This is a genomic window from Microcoleus sp. A003_D6, assembly GCF_036702825.1.
GTDB lineage: Bacteria > Cyanobacteriota > Cyanobacteriia > Cyanobacteriales > Microcoleaceae > Microcoleus.
The window spans coordinates 66,786-85,727 of the sequence record NZ_JAUBWA010000013.1; the positions used below are offsets into that span (position 1 = coordinate 66,786).

An 18,942-nucleotide genomic window follows, 5' to 3' on the forward strand; every position below is an offset into this window, starting at 1 on the left:
AAACTAGCAGCTTTCCCTTGAACATCGCCAATTTTTTCCTTAAGTTCGAGAGATTGTTGATAAAGTGCGATCGCCTCTTGTTTATTTCCCCAATCATCTTCAATCCAGCCTAACTCATACAAAGCAGAAGCCTTGAGAGATTCTAAATCTTCATCTGTTTTCGCCAATTCGATCGATTGTTCCAGAAAACCTTTCGCCTTCGAGTAATCACCACGAGTCCGATAAGCAATCCCCAACGCATTTAAAACTCGGATGTGCTTTTTCAAATCACTTTTATTTTCCTCATGACCATTTGATGGACTATATTCCATCAGCAACCGTTCTAACAAATCAATCCGTTCCTGCCTTTCTGCAACCTCGCAATTTGTAATCCCTTTGCTAGCCTCCAGAGTTTGATTAACTGCATAATCTTGAGTATCTTGAGGCGTTTTAAATACAAAAGTTCCCGCATTCCATGCCCACAAATCCGGGGCGAAATTAGCAAGTCGAGTAATCGCATAATCCGGTAGACAAAAAATCAACGGATGCGGTACTTTACTCGGATAAGCATCTCGTACCCAATTCAAATCCGCCAACATCGGGGGATAATCACCAGTCATCCCGATCGCATTTTCCAAACCCCGCAAAATTAAAATTAACTTTTTGTCTGGCTGAATATCGATTGTCGGCAAAACCTTGAGAATTTCGTCCATCAAAAATTGGAGATGAGAATCGGGAAAATCCAAAACTGCAAATTGAATATCTCCGCAATCAGGATGACCAATTAAAGCCTCAACAATAGCATCTCGATCCTTCGCAAAATTACTTTGAATAAACGCCAAATCAAAGCCATCGATCACAATGTCTACAAATGTCAGCAGTTCGGCAAAAGAGTATTGATTTAGTTGAATAATCCTCTGCTGTGCTGTTTCAGGAATTTCCCAGAATTGTTTTAAGGGCTTGTTGGAAAGCATAGCTTTGTTTGACAAGTGGGTTGACATAATTCCACCGACTATCGCCGTGGTATTCCAGAACCGAAAGATTGAATAATAGCTTCTGTCCGATTTCGTCTTTACTAATATCTTTTTCAACACAAACCCGCGCCAATGTGGTATAATATTCTGACGTAGGAGTAGACCTTTCAAAGTCAAATTGCTGTTGCTTCAAAGCGTAATCGACATCTTCCGGTAAAATTTTACTGTGTTTGCGAGTAATAGCAGTACGACAAGCCAATCCAGTTATCTGCATCAACTGTCGCACATGGCCGCCGCTAGCCTTCGCCAAATCCAGCAACTGCTGGCGGTCATCAAATACGGCATCAATATCAACCCGCTTCTCGATCAAATTAGCAACTCCTGCCAATGCTTGCTGATTGTAATCTAAATCGCACCGACTGCGATCGAATTCATAAATATTCACCATCGGCACTATGTTCGGACTCTGGAACAAATTACTGACATTTTTATCAGAATAAATCACCGAAATTGGCACTGTATAAATAATCGTACAATCTAATTCTTGGAGTTGAGACTCGTAATCAAAAAACAAATGGTCGCCAACCTTCGGAGGAATCCGGTCTAAGTTGTCAACAATCAGCAAAAATCCTTTCTGATAACGGTCTGGATATTTGCGCTTCAGCTTATCAAAAGCATCATTCAACAACAGATTAATATCTGTTTGTAATCGAGAGACATTCCGCTGAAGAGTTTCGCGGATGACTTTCTTTTGTTGGCTAGAACCTCGCATTGTACCGATTATTTTTGCCAATAACTTAGAAATTAAGGGGATTTCAAATCCTGCACTGGCTTCAGTTTCAATACTGACGGAAGCTTGAATAGTTTCTTCACTTTCGTTAGTAACATCTTTGAACCAAGATTCAAAACTTTCTAAAAGTTGGGCGTCAAATTTTAAGTGCAATTCAGTTAAGTCATCAGCAACTTTTTTAATAAACAGCAAATATAAGTCGGTATATTCGGCATCCTTAATATCGATTTCTAAATCGGTTTCTATATAAATCACCCGATATTCTTTTTCCCACCGCGACTGAAGGCGTTTCAATTCTGTACTTTTGCCACAACCTCGATGGCCAGTAAACAAAATGGTTTTAAAGTCTCCCGGTTCTTGAAGTTCCAAATCCGTGCTCACACCCTCAATTGCTTCAGTATTTCGTACTGCTGACAAATCAACATAATATCGCTTACAATCTTCACCCGTTAGAGGCTTGACATCGCAAGCGCGGTAAGCTTCTTTGAGTGTTTTAGCACGATTGGGAGGTAGTGAAGTCATGGGATGAGTCGGGTAAATGGGAATAGGGTAGATGTCGAGCCTTTTGCAACCTAATTTTAGCATTAGGTTGGGCTGATGCCGTGAAGGAAAATTGTTGCGTATTCAAATTGCATATTCCGGGCTGGCTAGGAACATCGTCCCACAAAAAGAGTTGGATGATTTTTTGAGATGCAATCAACCTCTCAATTCCCTCTCCCGCAAACAAGCATCAGCCCAAATAGCATCCGGTTCGGTAAGTGGCGGCACGGTTTCCGGCGTATAATCTAGGGTAAAATCATATCCGGCGCGATCGTACACTGTATTCAACAACGCCTGTAAATCCACAATTGGTTCCACATCGCCTCCGCGCAAAGGCAGCGCAAAAGCCGGAATCACATCTGGTATATTAAACAAATACAAATCAGCCGTGGGGCGACAATCACTCCGACTCACCAAAATCCGGTAACTTCCCTCAATATTTTCACCAAAAACAGGCAGAGGTTCGTAAATTCGCAGCAAGTCAATTTCCACTAAGTGCGATCGCCCGGAGAACACCTGATCCCGCTTTTCCTCATACATTTCCCGCCCCTTTCCGGGACGTTTATTAGCAGGTGACAGCACCTCAATCACCGTCACAACTTCCTTACTTACCATATCTCTAATCTCCAAATACGCTTCTCTCACCTCCTCAAACATCGGCAATCCGACTTTCAAAGGCGCGGTTCGTGTCGCGACAGCTACATTAGATGAATTTGAATTTCGGGGAGTAGCATTGCGCTGGATAGAAACATCAGGAATTCCGACTAAAAGAGATTGTTCTCCCTTAATTTCATAAATGCGCTTTTCAATCGCAACTCGATATTTTGGCACCAGTTGAGGCACCAATGACTCCTGAAGCATACTAATCAGCCCGTGATGAACTTCAGGCCAAAAGTCAGGACTTTCTAAATAGGGATTCATCCCCGGAAATGGATTAGGCATAGTAATATATTGTTTACAATTTCCACAGCATCAACCTCTCAATCCTGTCTCCCGCAACCAAGCATCAGCCCAAACAGCATCGGCTTCCGACAGCGGAGGTACTAACTGGGCCGTATAATCGATCGTAATGTCATAGGCGGCGCGATCGTACACTTGATTCAACAACGCCTGCAAATCTACAACTGGTTCCACATCGCCGTCGCGCAAAGGCAAAGGAAAAGCCGGAATCACATCTGGTATATTAAACAAATACAAATCAGCCGTGGGGCGACAATCTGCCCGACTCACCAAAATCCGGTAACTTCCCTCAATATTTTCACCAAAAACAGGCAGAGGTTCGTAAATTCGCAGCAAGTCAATTTCCACTAAGTGCGATCGCCCGGAGAACACCTGATCCCGCTTTTCCTCATACATTTCCCGCCCCTTTCCGGGACGTTTATTAGCAGGTGACAGCACCTCAATCACCGTCACAACTTCCTTACTTACCATATCTCTAATCTCCAAATACGCTTCTCTCACCTCCTCAAACATCGGCAATCCGACTTTCAAAGGCGCGGTTCGTGTCGCGACAGCTACATTAGATGAATTTGAATTTCGGGGAGTAGCATTGCGCTGGATAGAAACATCAGGAATTCCGACTAAAAGAGATTGTTCTCCCTTAATTTCATAAATGCGCTTTTCAATCGCAACTCGATATTTTGGCACCAGTTGAGGCACCAATGACTCCTGAAGCATACTAATCAGCCCGTGATGAACTTCAGGCCAAAAGTCAGGACTTTCTAAATAGGGATTCATCCCCGGAAATGGATTAGGCATAGTAATATATTGTTTACAATTTCCACAATATTAACTCCTTAACCCCGTCTCCCGCAACCAAGCATCAGCCCAAACAGCATCCGGTTCCGACAGCGCGGGAACGGCTGCGGCAGTGTAATCTATTCTAAAATCATAGGCGGCGCGATCGTACAATCCATTCAACAACCCCTGTAAATCTACAAGTGGTTCCGCATCACCGCTACGCAAAGGCAAAGGAAAAGCCGGAATTGCATCCGGTAGATTAAACAAATACAAATCAGCCATAGGGCGACAATCTCCCCGACTCACTAAAATCCGATAACTTCCCTCAATATTGTCACCAAAAACTGGCAGAGGTTGGTAACTTCGCAGCAAGTCAATTTCCACTAAGTGCGATCGACTTCCGAACACCTTATACCGCTTTTCCTCATACATCTCCCGCCCTTTTCCGCGCTTGTTCGTTGGCGAAAGCACTTCTATTACTGTAACGACTTTCCGAGTTTCCTGTTCTATTACCTGCAAATAACTTTCTCTAAATTCCACAGTTGTAGGCACTCTCACTCTCAAAGCCGTCACAGGCGGTGCCATAACCGCGACATTTGCAGTGCTAGAAGTTGCTTGAATTGGCGATCGCTGCACGGCCACATCGGGAATACCGACCAATAAAGCATCTTCCCCGCTGATTTGATAAATTCTTTGTTCGATGTCCACTAAATACTTAGGCAGCAGTTGCGGAGTCAAAAAATCTGCGATCGCCACTATCAACCGATTGTGAACCGCCCGCCAAAAGTCAGGACTTTCTAAATAGGGATTCATCCCCGGAAAAGGATTAGGCATAATCGTACCTCCCATTGATTACTATCATTTTAGCAAAAAGATTAGAAAAACGCAGACAATATCAAACTATCATCTGCGTTAATCCCCGTGCATCTGCGGTTAAAAAACTTCCCTAAAAATCCCCATAACTACTAATAGCAGCCTGCAACCTCCCAATAACTTCATCAAGAGAAATCGCCCCCAACTCCCCAGAAGCCCGAGTCCGAATATTCAAACTATTCGCCTCAACTTCCTTCGCACCCACAACACCCATCACCGGAATTTTATCCTTCTCAGCATTGCGAATTAACTTGCCCAAACGCTCGCTATTCTCATCAGCTTCAGCGCGAATATTGAGCGCCTTCAGCTTCGCCGCCACTTCCTTCGCAAACGGCAAAAACTCGGCGCTTACAGGCAACAACCGCACCTGAATCGGCGCCAACCATATCGGGAAATCCCCCGCATACTGCTCGATCAAAATCCCGATCAAACGCTCCAAAGAACCGAAAGGAGCGCGGTGAATCATCACCGGACGCTTGCGAGTGCCGTCTTCAGCAACGTATTCCAAATCGAAGCGTTCTTCTGATGGCAAATTGTAATCTACCTGAACAGTTCCCAATTGCCATTCTCTATCCAACACATCTTGGAAAATGAAATCGAGTTTCGGGCCGTAAAAAGCCGCTTCCCCAATTCCCTCAAAATAATTCATTCCCAAAGTTTCCACCGCGCGGCGGATTGCACCTTGAGCCTTTTCCCAAGCTTCATCGGAACCGATATATTTATCTAAATTGTTCGGATCGCGGAAACTCAAACGCGCTTTAAAATTTTTGAGTTGCAGACTCTTGAATACTGACAGAATCAAATCCACCACGTTCAAAAATTCTGCATCCAATTGTTCCGGCGTGACAAACAAGTGGGAATCATCCACCGTAAAGCCGCGCACCCGCGTTAAACCGCTTAATTCTCCCGATTGTTCGTAGCGGTAAACTGTGCCGAATTCCGCTAAGCGCATCGGCAATTCCCGATAGGAACGCAGTTCGCTTTTATAAATTTGAATGTGGAATGGGCAATTCATGGGTTTCATCACAAAACCCTGTTCGTTTGCTGCGGCTTCTGCATCTTCTGCCATTAGCGGAAACATATCTTCTTTGTATTTCTGCCAATGTCCAGAGATTTTGAACAAATCGACTCTGGCGATGTGGGGAGTCACAACTTGCAAATAGCCGCGCTTGATTTGTTCTTGTTTCAAGAAATCTTCTAGAATACTTCTCACAATAGTGCCTTTGGGCGTCCACAAAGGCAAACCGGGGCCCACCGCATCGGCGAAAATAAACAAGCCTAATTCTTTGCCGAGTTTGCGGTGATCTCGTCTTAGGGCTTCTTCTTTGCGGTGTTTGTATGCTGCTAACTGTTCGGGGGTTTCCCAAGCAGTGCCGTAAATTCGCTGTAGCTGAGCTTTGGTTTCGTCGCCGCGCCAATATGCGCCGGCTAGGCTTTCGAGTTCGATCGCCCTCGCATTCAATTCACTGGTATTATCCAAGTGAGGCCCCGCGCACAAATCCCACCATTCGTCGCCCAAATGGTAAAGAGTAATCGGTTCGATCAAACCTTCTAAAATTTCTAATTTGTAAGGTTCGTTAATCTCCTTAATTCTGCGTTCCGCTTCCTCGCGGCTGACTTCTTCGCGAGTGACAGGCAATTTGCGGTTGATGATTTTGATCATCTCTTTTTTAATGGCTTTTAAATCCTGTTCCGTAAAAGGTTCGGGAGTGTCAAAGTCATAATAGAAACCGTTTTCAATCCAAGGGCCAATTGTCACTTGCGCCTTGGGAAATAACTTCTGCACCGCCATCGCCATAACGTGGGAGGTGGTGTGGCGAATTTTTTTTAGTTGCTCCGACTCACTCGTGCGGGGCAACTCAATTTTAGCGGACTGTTCTGGAGCGGAAAGGGATTCTGAGCTAGACATCGGCTGAATTAGCAATTAATTTAGTTGCAGTTGCTTCTATCTTACTCAGATTGGGACAGCAACCGCCGACTTCCGGCTGGGGGACACTTCTGGAAATTAGTGATTCTGGGCATGGGGCATGGGGCATGGGGCATGGGGCATGGGGCATGGGGCATAGTTTTTTTCTTCCTTCTTCCTTCTTCCTTCCATGCGTTACATCCGTTACATCCGAAGAAAGCGAATCCGTTGCCGAAATTCCTTCTGCTATGAGCTGTCGCTAGCGAGTCTGAGCGCATATTTGGCAGAATTTTGGGATTGCGACTCACAAATCGCTGCTGACACTGTTAAATTTATTCACACCCACCTGCTAATTGTTGTTAAATCCTGGCATTTTTGTTATAATAATGTTACAAATTGTAAAGAGCATCTAAGATTAGAATAGATAAATAACCCAGTTTTAATCCATGCTTAATTCCAAATTGCCCGAATCAGAATTGCTCAAAGCGTTACTGGAACCGCTGTTAGAGGATTTTAATTACTGGTTGGAACGATCGGCAAACCTATTAGAAACTGAGGAAATTCCCTTTCTGAGCTACGAAGATCAATCCGACTTGCTGGCGCGAGTCAAACAAGCTCAGCAAGAAGTAGGCGCGGCTAAAGCTCTATTTCAAGCAACGGGAGGTCAAGTTGCAATTGAAACCGCAGCACTGATACCGTGGCACAGACTGCTCGCCGAATGCTGGCAAGTATCGGCGCGCTTTCGCTCATTGCAGTCAACTCCCCCTGGAAAATAAGGAAGCGAGTTCAAGTTAAACTTGCAGTCAAATCCCAAACTTTTGGAAATGTCGCGGCCCACTTGACAACCTCAAACAGATTTCCAGTTAATAAGTTAATACTTGCTGAAACACTTTTGTAAATTGCTGTGTGGCTGTTTAGCCCGGAGGAGAAAATAATGTTGCACCTGCTTTATATTTTAGCTTTTACCGTTCTTGCCTTTCTGGCAGTTGGTAACTTAATCCGCAGTTTAGTCACCGTAGGTATGGAGTCCCAGCGCCCCCAACAATTCAGGGCAAATAATCGCTACGCATCCTATCCTCGCTCTCAAGCGGTACCTCATCCAGAACTTTTAGACGAATACGGAAACATTGTCAATGAGCCGCTGTTAGTGATGCGTTCGCTGACTGTCCAAGACGCCCGCGAACAATTAGATGCTCTCTACAAATCATCTCCGGGCGGCAGCGACGAAGGGGGGAACTAGCCTGATTCAACCACAGTCGCAGCATTTATACTCAGCGGCGATCGCCCTGAAAAAAATAATGGGCCGTTAGTTTCTAGCTAACGGCTAATTAATAGTGACTTTTGAGAGATACTGGAAAGGGATCGATCTCAACTTATTGTCGATCGCTCCCGTTTTGTCATCGGCAAAAATGCACGTTTAAGGCTAGATGATCGTCCCTATTTCGCTACTGGCAGAACTTCTGCAAGCTTTGCCCCAACTGCGGGCACAAATTTATTTCAAATCTTCCATGACAGCGCTGTCTCACGCGATGGAAGACTTGGTTTTGGCGGGCTCCGACGACGAACCGCTAGTCATTGCCAGCTTTCAGCGAGAGCGCTTCTACCGCCAGGAAGCTCACCGCTACAAGCGAATTGCCTCACGCTCCTCGCAGGTATACGTGCTGGCAGCACCGGAAACTGAGTTTAAAAATTCCTCGGAATGTCACGAAAGTGTGGCGTTTGCACCGGAGGATGGGTTAAATAAAGAGTGGCACTTAGTGGTACTGGGGGAACACTACTCAACTTGCCTGATTTGTCAAGAAAAAATTGTGCCGATCGACAACCAGGACGATCGCGATCCGCTGTTGATGGATCAAGCTCGCAGATTTGAGGGAATTTGGACGTTCGATAGGGAGGTAAGCTGCAAAGCTGCCGAATTGCTGCTCGCTCGAATTGTCACATATCGCCCGGAGTTGGCCGAAAAGATCGATCGAGCGCGAACTACTTACAATCTCGTCAAAACACCGAAAAAAACGAGGAAATCCGCCGTCTCCAAAGCCGCAAAACCCGACATAAGTGCGCCAAAAAACTCACAAATTCCCAATCCAAAATTGAGAGATGCTTTTACCGAACGCTTAGTAACCTACTTGCAAGCAGGCCAGCACAAACTGCTCAAAGCATACGCCGCCATTGCCGCCCAGGAACGCAAAGAACGCCTCGTAAATTTAATTACAACGGCAATGCGGCAGTCTCTCAACCCGCAAGAAATCGTCGAAGTCGCAGTGCAAGAACTGGGAACAGCCCTGTCAGCAAGCCGCTGTTTGATTTATCGGTGCAAAGCCGCAGATGTGGCGGTCAAAATCGATCGCGAGTTTTTGCGTCCGGGTGCTAGTTCTCTACTAAATCAGACTTGGCCGTTGCAGGAAAATCCAATATGGAGCGACGCGGTGGCGCGACAAGAGCGAGTTTACGTCCAAGACACAGCACAACACCCGCTGATTGTCAATACAAAATCCCTGAAAAAAACTGTAAAAAATTGGCAGATCGTGTCTTGGCTAATGGTGCCGGTGCTTTATCAGGGGCGGGTTTTGGGCATGGTGGAAATGCACCAGTGCCGATCGGCTTTGGCTTGGGAAGAAGACGAAATTGCTTTAGTAGAGGCGATCGCCACCCAACTCGGAGCCGCCTTAATTCAAGCAGAAACCTACGCTCACTTAGAAGAACTCAACCAACAATTAGAAGCATTAGACCGCACTCGCAGCAATCTAATTGCCATCACCGGACACGAACTCCGCACTCCGCTTTCTACCATTCAAGTTTGTTTGGAAAGTTTGAATTCAGAACCAGATATGCCCGCAGAATTGCGGCAAATCATGTTAGAAACTGCCCTCGGCGATGCCGATCGAATGCGGAAACTCGTGCAGGATTTCTTAACTCTTTCTCACTTAGAAAGCGGGCGAGTTCAATGGAATGTCGAATCGCTGACGCTGCAAGAATGCGTTGATTTGGCCCTCAGCAGCGTGCGATCGCCATCACTCGATCGACAGTTGCCGAAAATTATCGCCGAAGTGTCCGCAGAATTGCCTTTAGTGCAAGCAGACGGAGAGTGGTTGGTGGAGGTGATCTCGAAACTGCTAGACAACGCTTGCAAATTCACCACACCTCAAGGAAGCGTGACCATAAGAGCGAAATGCAACGGTTGTCAGATGGTGGAAGTGATCGTAGCCGATACGGGGAGGGGAATAGAGGCGAACAGTTTAAAAGTAGTGTTCGATCGATTTTATCAAGAAGAAGGAGCTTTGCGGCGCAGTGCCGGCGGTACCGGTTTGGGATTAGCAATTTGCAAACAGATTGTTGCCGGGTGGGGCGGTAAAATTTGGGTAGATTCCGCAGGAAAAGACCGAGGAAGTGAATTTCACTTTACTATTCCGATTGTTTAGACTCAATTGATAAGACGGAATTGTTTCTCAAGAAACTTGGACTGCTTTGAGTCAAATTCCGCGCGGCTATGACCCTAATTGGTTCTGGATTTAGGGTTGACGCGGTAGATTGTTCGAGGGTGCATCTCACTTTGGCAAATACATCAAATTGAAAGTTGACCGTTGAGATAAGCACAGCGAAGAGAAAGGATAGAGGGAACGCTCTCAATATTCCATTGCGCTCCTGATATTTTCACCCTGAACCCAATTCGTTTAATAATTGATTCAACTGTTCCAGAACCTATCGAGCTTATGGATTCTTCTTTATAGTATTGGTAGTTGACTATTCGGCAGCGATGACTCTCTAAATAGTTACAAAATGTTTTAAATTTTTTATGGGTCATCTCTTTAAATAGATTGATGACTTCATCTATTTTACCTTGCCACAACATATTTTCTGCTAACTTTAAACGTTTGAGCGAACCTCCTACCTTGTAAAGATTTTCTTTGAGATGATACCAATCTAAAATTTCTTGTCTTTGTTCGGCATCTCCAATTTCTTGAAATATCTTCCAAATTCCGGCATGACCATCTCCTAAACAATACATAGGATGTAGCAATTTTTGGCTATTAGTCCAATCAATTAAATCTTGATTATTTTGAAAAAATGCTCCCGAATAAACATTATCTAAACACACGGCTTTATAGTCTTTCCAGTAACACCCTTCGCCTTTGGCTTCGTTGCGTAGCCTGACTTTTCCGCCATCCAATGTAATTTCTTGGACTCCTTGTTTGGATGTAGGTAATTCAAATTCTTGTCGTTGGACTAATCTTTGTAATGTACTGTGAGAGACTTTGATCCCCGTGAAAATCTCTAAATCTTTTTCTGCCATTTGATAAGATTCGTTGGCACTGATTAAAAGACAGCATTTTTCCATCAGTGGACTGAATTGACTATAAGCTTTCAATCCAAAATATTTCGCCTGATTATCTGTAATTTCGAGCGAACCGACTATTGATTTTATTTTCCGGGGTTTTCCTGTTTGAATTCCTGATACTGCTGAAAAAAAAAGCTACCTAGTTCTGGACCCACTTCTTCTAACATTTTTTGACGGAGAGATTTTTCGATACTTTCAAAACTTTTTAACTCGGTTGGATCTGTATTTTTGTAAAGAATTTCTGCGGCCGCTTTTAAGTGGGCTTTTAGCTGTTCTTGGTCTGAGGGTGTCATTTTCTTTACCTCATCTTTATTTGGCAATTTTACTAGCTTTTTCATTTTAACCCTTTTTGGGCATACTCGCCAAAGTGAGATGCACCCCTGCTGCTACAGCGATGCGAGATCGATTCATGTGTCAATCTACTCGGTTCAGGCGATAAACAAAGCAATCATCGTCACCGAACTTTCGGGACTCGATAAATTTAAAGCCCAGACGTTCATAGAAGTTGTGGGCGCGAGTATTATTGGCAAGCGGATCGACGAGGACAGCCTTCACCGCCGGATCTGCGAAACATCTGACAATTGCAAGCTGCATCATTTGTGTTCCATAGCCTTTGCCTAAATCAGCCTCTTTCCCAATCCAAATGTCAATGGCACGAAGATCCGCCGCCACATCACCCCAATATTTGGTCTCCTCGCGTGCCGGATCGATGATTTGGATAAATCCGATGGGACGACCATCGATTTCAGCAATCAATTGCTCTCTCCAATCGGGCGCGCGCTCAAGTTCCACCTCCCAAGCCCAGTCATCGTTAGGATCTGAGGCAATTACGTGAGGTTGCTCATCCCAGTGTCGTAACAGATCCAAATCAGCGGAAGTCGCAGAGCGTAGATTAATCATAACTTCACGTTTGAATGTCAAACTTGTCATAGCTTAGATCCGAGTTTTCCGAGGTAATGAATGTTAGATCGATCGCCCCTCGCTTACCCTAACTAAAATCATACTCTGCTTCCATAACTATTCCTCTGGCTCTTCTTTCCCATCCTCTGTGCTCTCTGTGTCCTCTGCGGTTTGTTCAATCTTTCCCGCATTAAACTCAATCTTTTTCTGCTGGCGTTCCGACGCAGCTTTTTGCAGCATTTTCAACTTTTCTGGGTCAGCATTCGATCGCCAAAACAAGCGATGCCCCTTAATTTTGACACAATTTTCCTCCAAACACTGCACCCATTCCCGATACTTGAATCCACCCGAATTATCAAAAAGCCCCAGTTTATCCTCTTGGCGACTGAGCTTAGCAAACTTCTGATAATGCGGATAACTAGCCGCCACAAAAGCTTCTTTTTTTACTAAAATTGGCGGATTATGCAAATGAGAATAGTCTTGATAGCTGACCGAAAGACCGCGTAAATTTATGTGCATTGAAGTGTGGAGAGCTGGATGCGGATTAGTATCAAAATCGGGATAAAATAAATAGGAAATTTTCGGCTGATTAGCGTAAAACTTGATAATTGTCGCGCCGTCAAGCCTGCCAATTGTGCGGTTTGCACAGCCTTCGTAGAGCCGCAACAAAGGGTCTAGTTCTTCTAAAGCAGAGACGTGAACTAACAGAGAACCGGGTAGCTTGTAGCCGATCGCACTATCTTCACAGCAATCGGCAACAATATCAGCTTTGCCCAAACTGTATAGCATTAAATCTGCCAAAGTGCAAGCTTTTTGATAATTGTCAAACAAACCTTTGATGTCATTGCGGATTTGAGCCGGAAGCCGGCGCATCGAAGGACGCGCCGCGTCGCTATCCTGTAGGGAATCGCCCAAACGGTTGAGAGCGAGATATACTAGCAAATCCTGGCGGCGCTTGTCGGCGATTTTTTCCCAATCATCCGCATCCGTTGCTTGCAAAATCACCCTCCAAGCGCGGTTAAAACTGTGAAATTCCTGCTTAATTGGCGATTCTTCCGCTAATTCGCCTTTCACCGGAAGGCGGCCCCGATCGCTCACAAAAGCCATCAAAGGAGCCAGCATTTCCGCATAATCCTCAAACCGCTTGACTTGCGATCGCACTCTGGGAGTCGATAAGTGCGATCGAAACCGAGAAGCGCGAAAACTTTCACCCTCCGCCGCATCCCGAAACACAAAATAAATCCCCAAAGCAACAGGAATCGCATCAACACTCAAAACTTGGTCGATATAAACCTTCAACTCTTCCTGTTCGTAATACTTCTGAAAAGTATTCCGAGAAGTAATCACCCCATCCCCGTAAGCAATTTGACCTCGATCCGTATCATCAATCAAAACCTGAGCCGCCACAACTAATAAATTCTTAGTTAATTCCCAAGCATTCAGCAAAGCTTCTCGGCGTTCCGCCAAAGATTCAATCACATTAATTACATAACCAATATTCACAATATCCGCACCAATTCGCGGAGTATCCGGCTGATAGTACGGGTCCCAACCCGAAGCAGCATAACCCTTTTCAGTAATACATTTAACATCCCCGCCGTAGCCACAACCGTAATCAAAAAAAGTCGCCCCATCCAAAAACAAATCAGCTTCCAAAACCAGACGCACAGGTTTAGAAAGAGAGTTTCGCACTATCGCAGCTTTGTGACGCTCGATCTTGGGAATTGATAGCTCGCTATTTCCGTGTTTTAAAAGTTCAACAACAGTATGATCTTGAATTTCCACACCGCAATATCCCAAGTATTTGAGCCAACCCTCGCGAGTGCCGATCGCGCTAGTATTGTCAAGCAGTCCCCATCTTTCCTCGCAGCGAGTCAGTCGAGCAAACTTCTCATAATTGGGATAATCCGCAGTAACAAAAGTTTCTTTGCGGTGCAAAACCGGCGGATTTTTGCTGTTGCTGTAATCGAAATATTTAACTTCCCCTGTTTCCAGATTAATTTGGATGCTAGTTTGCAAAGCAGGGTGAGCGTCTGTATCGAAATCGGGATAAAAAAGATAAGATATTTTAGGTTGATGAAGCTGAAACTTAACTAAGGTTGCTTCATGAATATTTTCTCTATTTATTCTGGCACAATTTTCGTAAATTATAAGGACAGGATTGAGTGCTGGCAAAGCTGAAACGTGAACGTAAAAAGCCGTCGGTAATTTTTTGCCAACCTTGCTTTCCCGACAGCAGCGGCCCACTTTTTCCATTAGGTTGTCAACACAAAAATTCTTGATTTCCTCGGACTGGTACGGGGATACAGCATTTACAGAATCTTTCGCAGAAATAGCCTCTTTTTCATGCAAAAAAAGTTCCCGAGCAAAAGCCATCAAAGGCGGTAGCAGTTCTCCATCATTTTCTAATGACTCGGTATGTAAAATAGTGTTTGTATCGGTATCGTAGGTCATAGCTAAATTAATTGATTTTTTTTTAATTAACCGCAGAGAACGCAGAGGACACAGAGTGAAGAAAGAAAGAGAGCAAGAAAGAGAGGCGAGCGAATTTATTTATTAGTCTCAAGCGAGAGGGACGAAAGTTTGTTTTGTTTAGTAGCGATTTCAATTGCCGACTACGAGCTTAAATATTTTTTTTATTTTTTATTTTTTATTTCTTCGTGTCAAGCGACGGGGACGAAAGTTTGTTTTATGGTGATTTCAATTGCCGACTGCGATCGACTAACGTATTAACCAAACATTCGAGTTTCCACAAATTCTTGAACCCGGGCTAAATGACTCGACAAACTCACTAATATGTTCTCAACCCCCTCAATAGTTGACAGTTCCAGAGTTAGCGGTTCAACTTGAAAGACTCGCGCTTGATGCTCCAATTGTGCGGCTAAATCCGACATCAGAGTAACTCCCACATTAGCAGAAGTTCCCTTGAGACGGTGAGCTTGATATTCCACAGTTTGCCAATCTTTAGCTTCTAGGGCAATTTTGGCAGCAGCCACATCAGCTTGCGCGTTTCCTACAAATGCTTGCAAAAGTCGCTCCGGCAATTTAATATTAACTCGTCCGAGTTGCTCCAATCTGCTCCTGTCGAACAGTCCGTCGCAGTCTGCGTGTTCCCAAGTTTGAAGTGCGATCGCCCTTGGTGCAGGCACAGCCACAAACTCTACTTTTTCCCAATCTTCTGTATAATTTGTTACTAATTGAGCGCTGTCTTCCAAATTAATACTTTTAACTCCATGCTTATTTTCAAACTGAACATTTTGGGGTTCATACTTTTTCAGCACCGCCGCCAAAGCATCTAAATCTACAGGCTTGCTGAGATAATCGTCCATCCCCGCCGCCAGACATTTTTCTCGTTCCCCCGGCATAGCGTGAGCAGTTAAAGCAATTACAAAAGTATGCCGATCGCCCTTTTCTCGTTCCCTCAACTTTTGCGTCGTTTCGTAACCGTCAAGTACAGGCATTTGACAGTCCATCAGCACTAAATCATAGCTTTTTTCGGCCAGCAAATCCAGCGCTTCTTGACCGTTGGCAGCGCTGTCAGCATGATAGCCTAAAACTGCCAATTGTGCGACTATAACTTGTTGATTGATCGGGTGGTCTTCCGCCAGCAAAATTTTCAGCGATGACGGCGAATTTGGAGTAACAGATTCAGAATTAACTGCTGGCAACTTGCAAGTATTAGCAGCCTCCAAACTCCCAAACTCTCCCGTTTCCGTAACGGGGGCCAGCAAAGCCTCAAGCAGGCGGCTCGGCCGCACCGGCTCGATCAAATATCCGTTAAAACCCACACTGCAAAGCGCTTCAGCCTTGGGCTGTTCCCGCAAAGCAGTCATGGCGATTAACGAGCCAACTGCTTGGATCGATCGCACTTTCCCAGCAAATTCCTCAGCATCCAAATCCGGCATTTGCAAGTCCACAAGCACCGCATCGCAGCTTTTTTCCCCTTCCTCCGAATGCTGAGAAATCCCGTCCTGGGCATTTTTCAACCAACTCAAAGCATCAGCAACATTTTCTGCCTCATCGCAGCGCGCACCCCAACTTTGAGCGAGCGATCGCACCGCCCCACTCCTCAAAGCGCTTGCAGAGACTACTAACAGCTTCTTACCCGCAAGTTTGGTAGTCTGAGGCTCAACTTGCAACTGTTTTTCCAAAGGTACAGCAAACCAAAAAGTCGAACCGTTTCCGAGAAAACTGCGAACCCCAATTTCACCTCCCATCATCTCCACTAACTGCTTGCAAATAGCCAAACCCAAACCCGTACCCCCGTACAGCCTCGTAGGAGAACCATCTACCTGAGAAAAAGATTGGAACAGCTTTGTCTGCCCTTCCGCCGAAATTCCAATGCCAGTATCCCGCACCGAAAATAGCAATCTTGCCGATTGTTTGCCGTCTCCGAGTCGATCGCCCCGCTTGACACTTACGTGAACTAAAACTTGACCGCGATCGGTAAATTTTATCGCATTACCCGTCAAATTCAGCAAAATTTGCTTCAACCTGCCCGAGTCGCCCACCAACTTTCTCGGCACCGAACTGTCAACTAAAATATTCAATTCAATATTTTTTTCCTCTGCCAAAGGCGCCAGCATTTCTATCACCGATTCCATGCAGCTATCCAAATCCAAATCCGCCTTTTTCAGCCGCATTTCTCCAGCTTCAATCTTAGAAAAATCGAGGATATCATTAATCACGCTCAGCAAATGTTCGGCACTGCGGTAGATAGTCTGAGCCCACTCCCGCTGTTTCGGTTCTAGAGGAGCGCGCAGCAGCAATTGAGCCATCCCCAAAACCCCATTCATCGGCGTGCGAATTTCGTGACTCATATTCGCCAAAAATTGCGACTTCACCCGGCTCGCTTCTAGGGCAGTTTCCCGCGCTTCCACCAACTCATTAATCTTGTCGGCCACCATCACAATTCCCCCCACTTTACCGTCGGGATCGTACCAAGGGTGAGCGGCCCAGCGCAGGTACATAACAGAGCCGTCGGCCCGTTCCCAAGCATCTTCGCTCAGAGAAACTACGTCACCTTTGAGAACTTCTTGATACATTACTTTCCAGCGATTCGGCGTATCGGGAAACAATTCGTAATGACTGAGATTTGTCAGGGACTGCCACTCCAAATTAAATTGAGTCAGCCATTTGTGAGAGTTAGCTACATAGCGCATTTCCGTATCGAACATCGCCATTGCTACCGGCACGCAAGTAATAATTTGTTTCAGTTGCTGCCGTTCCCTTTCTAGAGCATCTTCTGCCTGTTTTCGCTCAGTAATGTCGCTAATCATACCAGCCATCCGCAGCGGTTTTCCCTGATAATTTCGCTGAGCTTTTCCCTGAGAAGTGCAGTAGCGGTAAGCACCGGATGAGTGCAGCAGTCGGAATTCTACATTGTAGTCTATTTCTTGTTCCAAGTGAGCGCCGATCGCCCGGACGATGCCGTCCTTGTCCTCGGGGTGCAGGCGGTTGTAGAGAGCTTCCATAGTGCGGCCAAATTGAGCCCGCCGCAAACCGATAATTTCCAAAAGGCGATCGTTCCAATAAACCTCATTTTTACTTAAATCCCAATCCCAAATTCCGTCGTTCACTCCCTCTAAAACTAACCTGTACCGTTCCTCGCTTTCCTTAAGTTTTTGACTGGTATGAAACGCTTGAGATTCGGCGCGGTAAACGCGAAGAGCATTGTACAAACTGCGGGACAAACTCTCTGGAGACATCTTGCCTTTAGCTATATAATCAGAAGCTCCAGCCTTCATCAATTCCACAGCAATTTGTTCGTCGCCTTGACCTGTAAGCACAATTAAGGGAACTTTTATCCCAGCTTCCCGTACCTCTTGCACCAAAGTCAGTCCATCTCCGTCCGGCAAGCCGTAGTCTAGAAATACGCAGTCAAATTTGCACTCAAATCTCTGATTTAATAGCAGTGAATGTTCTGGCAGATCGACCTCGCTTAAATAATGTTGAGATTTATCTTGTTTGGAGAGTTTCGCGGACGCTAGGGTAGAATTTTTGCAGACTGAAAGTTTGGCCAGGGCATCGGCACAGTCTTCTGCTTCAGTAACTTCTGCCGACACACCAGCGGATTTGAGCGAGCGTTTGACCGCCATCCGATCGACTGCATCGTCATCGACTATCAGAATTTTGAGAAATTTGTCCATAACAACCGAATTGGGGATTACTCCGAAAAAGCTGTGGCATACAAAAAAGAATTCAAACAAATGCACTGCTGAAAAATTACAAGCCACCTTGAAAATTTTTCTGTTAAAATTTCCCTATTTTAGGGAATTTCGCTCAGCATCCAGTATTTGTTGAGAGTACCCATAACTTCCACAAAGTTAGAAAAAGTAACAGGTTTAAGAATATAGCCGGCTACATTCAAATTATAAGCTTCTACCTTATCTCTATCTTCATTAGAAGTTGTAAGGACGATCACCGGAATCGACCTCAAACTTTCATCCAGCCGCAATTCTCGCAAAAACTCGATCCCGTTCATTCTCGGCATATTCAAGTCCAGCAAAATCAACCGGCGCGCTTGAGGCATTGCAGGCTCTATTTTTTCTTTTCCGCGCAATATAGCCAGAGCTTCTAATCCGTTGGCAGCCATGTAGAGGGGGTTGACGATGTTATTTTTTTTGAATGCTCGCCGGACGTTCATCACATCAACCTCATCATCTTCTACCAAGAGGATATGAATTTTTCTGTCTTCCATAAATCAGCCATTTTACAAATGTTGTTTAAGCCCCAGTCTGCTTGACGAGGTTCATTCAGCACCGATCGCGAACCCAGCAGGTTTAATCTCTATTGTCCTTTTTGAAATACTCACCGACCGTCGCGGACGGTGATTCTTGACGCTTCATAGGGTTCGGCTACCGAAGTAGTCTGACAAATCCTCTGCGCCCGTTTAAAGTCGTGG

General features: G+C 45.2%; 14 protein-coding genes. 3 read left to right on the forward strand and 11 right to left on the reverse strand.

The features are described from left to right. From QUB70_RS06325 to thrS, 6 genes are all read right to left on the reverse strand, one after another. A partial coding sequence (locus QUB70_RS06325) for a tetratricopeptide repeat protein (protein ID WP_332979054.1) occupies positions 1-953 on the reverse strand: 953 nt, incomplete at its 3' end. After that, positions 910-2,265: a P-loop NTPase fold protein gene (locus tag QUB70_RS06330; protein ID WP_332979055.1), complete on the reverse strand. Its 1,356-nt coding sequence runs from the start codon at positions 2,263-2,265 to the stop codon at positions 910-912. The genes QUB70_RS06330 and QUB70_RS06325, both read right to left, overlap by 44 nt. Before the next feature lie 174 nt (positions 2,266-2,439). Then, positions 2,440-3,225 (reverse strand): DUF4058 family protein, encoded by a 786-nt coding sequence (locus tag QUB70_RS06335; RefSeq protein WP_332979056.1) that lies wholly within the window; start codon positions 3,223-3,225, stop codon positions 2,440-2,442. Positions 3,226-3,255: 30 nt separating this feature from the next. Then, positions 3,256-4,041, reverse strand: coding sequence for a DUF4058 family protein (locus QUB70_RS06340; protein ID WP_332979057.1), 786 nt, complete (start codon positions 4,039-4,041; stop codon positions 3,256-3,258). Positions 4,042-4,071: 30 nt separating this feature from the next. Continuing rightward, a complete protein-coding gene (locus QUB70_RS06345) occupies positions 4,072-4,857 on the reverse strand; it encodes a DUF4058 family protein (protein WP_332979058.1) in 786 nt (261 codons plus the stop codon). Between the two features lie 112 nt (positions 4,858-4,969). Continuing rightward, complete coding sequence (gene thrS, locus QUB70_RS06350) at positions 4,970-6,805, reverse strand: threonine--tRNA ligase (protein WP_332979059.1); 1,836 nt, start codon at positions 6,803-6,805, stop codon at positions 4,970-4,972. A gap of 443 nt (positions 6,806-7,248) precedes the next feature. Between thrS and QUB70_RS06355 the strand changes: the two genes are divergently transcribed. The 3 genes from QUB70_RS06355 to QUB70_RS06365 all read left to right on the forward strand — a co-directional run bounded on the left by QUB70_RS06355 (position 7,249) and on the right by QUB70_RS06365 (position 10,221). Next, the gene (locus QUB70_RS06355; RefSeq protein WP_332979061.1) at positions 7,249-7,578 is read left to right on the forward strand and encodes a DUF2605 domain-containing protein; all 330 of its coding nucleotides are present in this window, start codon (positions 7,249-7,251) and stop codon (positions 7,576-7,578) included. A 158-nt stretch (positions 7,579-7,736) separates the two neighbouring features. Next, complete coding sequence (locus tag QUB70_RS06360) at positions 7,737-8,042, forward strand: DUF2973 domain-containing protein (RefSeq protein WP_332979062.1); 306 nt, start codon at positions 7,737-7,739, stop codon at positions 8,040-8,042. 187 nt (positions 8,043-8,229) lie between these two features. Continuing rightward, positions 8,230-10,221, forward strand: a complete 1,992-nt coding sequence (locus tag QUB70_RS06365) for a DICT sensory domain-containing protein (RefSeq protein ID WP_332979063.1) — start codon at positions 8,230-8,232, stop codon at positions 10,219-10,221. A 143-nt stretch (positions 10,222-10,364) separates the two neighbouring features. Here the strand turns inward: QUB70_RS06365 and QUB70_RS06370 are convergent. The 5 genes from QUB70_RS06370 to QUB70_RS06390 all read right to left on the reverse strand — a co-directional run bounded on the left by QUB70_RS06370 (position 10,365) and on the right by QUB70_RS06390 (position 18,738). Next, positions 10,365-11,431, reverse strand: a protein-coding gene (locus tag QUB70_RS06370; RefSeq protein ID WP_332979074.1) for an ISKra4 family transposase whose coding sequence is annotated in 2 segments (ribosomal slippage) — positions 10,365-11,263 and positions 11,263-11,431 — 1,068 coding nt in all. Because the reading frame shifts where the segments join, the coding sequence is not laid out codon by codon here. A gap of 121 nt (positions 11,432-11,552) precedes the next feature. Beyond that, a complete protein-coding gene (locus QUB70_RS06375) occupies positions 11,553-12,068 on the reverse strand; it encodes a GNAT family N-acetyltransferase (protein ID WP_332979064.1) in 516 nt (171 codons plus the stop codon). An 87-nt stretch (positions 12,069-12,155) separates the two neighbouring features. Next, a complete protein-coding gene (locus QUB70_RS06380; protein WP_332979065.1) occupies positions 12,156-14,492 on the reverse strand; it encodes a DNA phosphorothioation-associated putative methyltransferase in 2,337 nt (778 codons plus the stop codon). 275 nt (positions 14,493-14,767) lie between these two features. Beyond that, the gene (locus QUB70_RS06385; protein ID WP_332979067.1) at positions 14,768-18,187 is read right to left on the reverse strand and encodes a response regulator; all 3,420 of its coding nucleotides are present in this window, start codon (positions 18,185-18,187) and stop codon (positions 14,768-14,770) included. A gap of 119 nt (positions 18,188-18,306) precedes the next feature. After that, positions 18,307-18,738 (reverse strand): response regulator, encoded by a 432-nt coding sequence (locus QUB70_RS06390; protein WP_332979068.1) that lies wholly within the window; start codon positions 18,736-18,738, stop codon positions 18,307-18,309. Positions 18,739-18,942: the final 204 nt, after the last annotated feature.

Bases quoted from the DNA above. Each gene is read 5' to 3' on its own strand.
- QUB70_RS06330 (WP_332979055.1), bottom strand. From the start codon at position 2,265: ATGACTTCACTACCTCCCAATCGTGCTAAAACACTCAAAGAAGCTTAC.
- QUB70_RS06335 (WP_332979056.1), bottom strand. From the start codon at position 3,225: ATGCCTAATCCATTTCCGGGGATGAATCCCTATTTAGAAAGTCCTGAC.
- QUB70_RS06340 (WP_332979057.1), bottom strand. From the start codon at position 4,041: ATGCCTAATCCATTTCCGGGGATGAATCCCTATTTAGAAAGTCCTGAC.
- QUB70_RS06345 (WP_332979058.1), bottom strand. From the start codon at position 4,857: ATGCCTAATCCTTTTCCGGGGATGAATCCCTATTTAGAAAGTCCTGAC.
- thrS (WP_332979059.1), bottom strand. From the start codon at position 6,805: ATGTCTAGCTCAGAATCCCTTTCCGCTCCAGAACAGTCCGCTAAAATT.
- QUB70_RS06355 (WP_332979061.1), top strand. From the start codon at position 7,249: ATGCTTAATTCCAAATTGCCCGAATCAGAATTGCTCAAAGCGTTACTG.
- QUB70_RS06360 (WP_332979062.1), top strand. From the start codon at position 7,737: ATGTTGCACCTGCTTTATATTTTAGCTTTTACCGTTCTTGCCTTTCTG.
- QUB70_RS06365 (WP_332979063.1), top strand. From the start codon at position 8,230: ATGATCGTCCCTATTTCGCTACTGGCAGAACTTCTGCAAGCTTTGCCC.
- QUB70_RS06375 (WP_332979064.1), bottom strand. From the start codon at position 12,068: ATGACAAGTTTGACATTCAAACGTGAAGTTATGATTAATCTACGCTCT.
- QUB70_RS06380 (WP_332979065.1), bottom strand. From the start codon at position 14,492: ATGACCTACGATACCGATACAAACACTATTTTACATACCGAGTCATTA.
- QUB70_RS06385 (WP_332979067.1), bottom strand. From the start codon at position 18,187: ATGGACAAATTTCTCAAAATTCTGATAGTCGATGACGATGCAGTCGAT.
- QUB70_RS06390 (WP_332979068.1), bottom strand. From the start codon at position 18,738: ATGGAAGACAGAAAAATTCATATCCTCTTGGTAGAAGATGATGAGGTT.